At 65.7% G+C, this 3,046-nt stretch carries 2 protein-coding genes and 1 pseudogene; all 3 read left to right on the top strand.

Translation table 11 applies throughout. The features are described 5' to 3' along the window. The coding region (locus tag A5779_RS21130; RefSeq protein WP_207549103.1) for an ImmA/IrrE family metallo-endopeptidase at positions 1-1,239 on the top strand (1,239 nt) is incomplete at its 5' end. A gap of 22 nt (positions 1,240-1,261) precedes the next feature. Then, positions 1,262-2,467 (top strand): tyrosine-type recombinase/integrase, encoded by a 1,206-nt coding sequence (locus A5779_RS21125; RefSeq protein WP_064885316.1) that lies wholly within the window; start codon positions 1,262-1,264, stop codon positions 2,465-2,467. Continuing rightward, positions 2,454-3,046 (top strand): annotated as a pseudogene (locus tag A5779_RS21120) (tyrosine-type recombinase/integrase); the annotation flags it as partial. The gene A5779_RS21125 and the pseudogene A5779_RS21120, both read left to right, overlap by 14 nt.

Genomic DNA, 3,046 nt, shown 5'->3' with positions numbered 1-3,046 from the left:
GCTCGGGTCCGGCAGGCCCGGTTGTTGAGGCGGATGACGGCACGGTCGGTGGTGGAAGCCACAGGCTGGAGTACGTCACGGCAGTCCCAGATTGAGAAGTCGCTGACGGTGCGGCTCGACGACGGCGATGTTGCGTTGCTGGCGGGGTTGTTCCGGTTTCCTGCAGCGTTTTTCAGCTCGGAGCCGCGGACACGGATCACCGCGAACGAGTTGCTGTTTCGGGCGCCGAAGTCAATGACGTTGGGTGAGCAGGAGTTTCTGGCGACGTTCGCGTCGTTGGCAGGCGATTTTCTCGGTGAGCTCGATGGCCGGTCGAAGCTGCCTCCGGTGAAGGTTCCGACGGTCAGTCCCGATGAGCTGGCACACAGTTCGATCACGGTGGCCGCAGCACGTCTGCGTGAGGCGATGGGACTGGAACCCGATGAGCCGCTTGACGATTTGATGTATGAGGCCGAGCGGCTGGGTGCTCCGGTGATTGTCCGGCGCCGGGTCGCCGGTGAATGGGAAAGCGAATTCGCCGCTACCGGTGGGCGTTCTCGTGATGAGCGGCATTTGGGGTATTCGAGTTGGGTGGGCCGGTTACGGGACCGGCCGCTGCTGGTGTTGAGGGATAGCGACTCGTGGGAGCGGACCCGGTTCACGGTCGCCCATGAGCTCGGTCATTTGGTGTTGCACAGTCACGCCTATTGCTCGGTCAGTGCCGCCGACGAGTTGGAGGCAAACCGGTTCGCGACCGAGTTGTTGGCCCCGGCAGGGGTCATCGCCGGTGAGTTGCCGCGGGTGATGTCGCTGTTGAATCTGCGTCCGCTCAAAGCCAAGTGGGGTCTGTCGTTGGGGTCGTTGATCATGCATCTGCGGGATTCGGGGCTGATCGCGCCGGATCGGGCGAAAATGTTGACCACCCAGCTGCATTCACGGATCAACCCGGATACCGGGCACACGTGGGGTATGACGGAACCGGGGTGGGCTGACCGCGTCCCGGAGCGGCCCCGGCTGCTGCGTAAGTGGGTGGAGCGCTGCTACGGCGGCGCGTCGGTGCGGATGCTGAGCGCCCGGGATTCGATGATCTATCCCGCTGATGTGCTGGATTGGTTTTTGGCCACGCAGCGGCCGGCGCCGGCGGCCGAGCATAATCCGGTCGCGGCCAGTGTCGGCCATGGCCGCACCGCGGCCCCACCGGCCGATGGCGGCTCCCAGGTGATCCGGTTGGACGATTTCCGTAAGGGCAGGCCATCGTGAATGTGGTGGGGTGCGGCTGACGGTGGCACAGGTGCAGCGGGTGCGCTTTGAGGACCGGCCACCCACCTACACGGTGGTCGGCGTCGACAAGCTGCCCGTGGCCCCGGCGCGCGAGTACCTGACGTTTCTGCGCAACCAAGGGGGCTCACCGAACACGCTGCGCGCCTATGCCTATGGGCTGGCGGCGTGGTGGACGGTGCTGGAGGGTACCGGTACCGCGTGGGATGACTTCCCCACCAGTCTGTTTGGCCAGTTCCTGGCTTATCTGCGCACCGGGGATCTGCCTGGGGTGGCCCGTATCGGTGAACCGGAGCAGAGATTGGCCGAATCCTCGCTGCTGCCGCGCAGTGCGGCGGTGTTGTCGATGTACCGGTATTTCGCCAATGCCCATGACCTGGTGCGCCCCTACCGGCGGTTGTACGCCAGTCATGCTCGTACGTCCCGGCGGGGCCGCTATGCACCGTTTCTGGCCGGGGTCGGCCCGAAACGCGAGCAGGACGGGCCGATTCACCGGCTCCGCGGCCTGCAGCGCGCCGAAACACCGGTGCTGCTGCCGGTGCAGGTCAACGCCATCTTGGATGCGTGCAGTGTCCAGACGGTCTCGGGTGAATGGTCGGGCGGCGGGGCGGGGCTGCGTGACCGGTTGTTCTTCGCGGTGTTGGCCGAAACCGGGATGCGGCTCGGTGAGGCGTTGTCGTTGCGCCACAGTGATTTTGATATTGCCGGTGGCGGTACCCCATCGGTGATGGTGGCGGGCCGTGATGATCATCCGCACGGGGTGCGCGCGAAATCGGGCCCGCGCCGGATTTACATCGGCGACGATCTGGTCGCCCTCTACAGCGAGTACGTGTGGCAGTTGGTGGCCGCCGGCGCGGATGTCACGGTCGGCGATCTGGCGTCGTGTTTCGTGTTTGTCAACCTGGTGCGAGGCGTGCGCTATGCCCCGCTGCGACCGGAAACCATCTACGACAAGGTGGATCTGATCACCGCGCGCCGAACCGGCGTGCTGCCTGAGCAGTGGACGCCGCACTGGCTGCGCCACACCCACGCCACCGCGTTGTTGCTGGCTGGGGTGGATGTGCATGTGGTGATGCGTCGTCTCGGTCACGCCGACGTGCAGACCACGTTGTCGACCTACGGGTGGGTGACCGCCGACGCCGAGATGCGCACGCTGGCCGAATGGAAGAACTATGTCGCTGGGTGGAAGGTGAACCGTGACGGGCAATGACAGTCCTGCACCAGCGCATACCCCACCGACGCGCGGTGCCGCCGGGGATCGGTGGACACAGCAGTGGCAACAAGTGCCGCCGCAGTGGCGCAGGCTGGTCTATCACCTGGATACCGGCCCGGCCAACACGGTCTTTCAGCGCAACCCGCGCTACCGGCCCACCCCGGACGGCCACGACTTCACCCCGCAGGGTGTGCCGCAACGGTTGTGCGAGGAGCTCGCGTGGTGGGTGTGGCTGTGTGGACACGAAGAACGTCGCAAGATCGAACCGTCGCTGCTGAAATGGACCAGCGGTGCACTGAGCATCGCCGCCGCCGACTACCACCAACGGCACCGGCGTTACCCGGTCAGTGTCGCTGATCTGAGCGCCGAGGCCATCGTGCGTCACGGGGTACGCGAGTTCGAGCGCCGCACCGGTCGGCTGCCCTCGGCCGGGTTTCGGCGCAACGTGGCCAGTTTCATCGAGCACCTGCACCTGTACGTGTCGGTCCGCTGCACCGACCGGCCATGGTGGGCTCATGACATCTGGGATCTGGACGCTGATCCCAGAATCCCGCAGCGTGAGCACGAACCCTGCCA

Source organism: Mycolicibacterium peregrinum (assembly GCF_001665625.1).
In the GTDB taxonomy this organism is placed as follows: Bacteria; Actinomycetota; Actinomycetes; order Mycobacteriales; family Mycobacteriaceae; genus Mycobacterium; species Mycobacterium peregrinum_B.
This window is presented reverse-complemented; position numbering and strand designations above follow the sequence as displayed.